1 protein-coding gene is annotated in these 390 nt (G+C 62.8%); it reads right to left on the bottom strand.

What is annotated here, in order from left to right; translation table 11 throughout:
- Positions 1 to 198: 198 nt before the first annotated feature.
- On the bottom strand, positions 199 to 390 hold a 192-nt coding region (locus AC1D0P_RS31350; protein WP_477680290.1), incomplete at its 5' end, for a transporter substrate-binding domain-containing protein.

Here is a 390-nt window from a genome sequence, read left to right as displayed (position 1 = left end):
ACCCTGCTGGGCTCCTGAGCTCTTGTCGAAGGGCGGCCATCTCCCCTTGCGCCATATGCTATAGCCCTGCCCACAGAGGGAGAAGACTTGCGGCGCCATCCCGCCCCAATTGCCGCACTGTGGTTTGGCTCTGGCGCCCCTCCCCTTTTTGGGGAGGGGTTGGGGAGGGGCGTTGGCCCAAATACGACTGCTTGTCGTTCAGGGCGTCGGGATCGGCGCTTCCGTCACCGTCGAAGAGCCGGCCGGGGCGTCGTCGCCGAACCACGTCTTGTGGATCTTGGCCATCGTGCCGTCCTTCTTCATCGCGCCGATAGCGTCGGAAAGCTTCTGCAGCAGCTTGTGGTCCTTGGTCATCATCAGGCCGTACTGTTCGCCGGTCTTGATGTGATC

It is taken from the genome of Polaromonas sp. P1_G2, assembly GCF_056405515.1.
The sequence above is the reverse complement of the archived record's forward strand: the minus strand, read 5'-3'. Positions and strand labels throughout refer to the sequence as shown.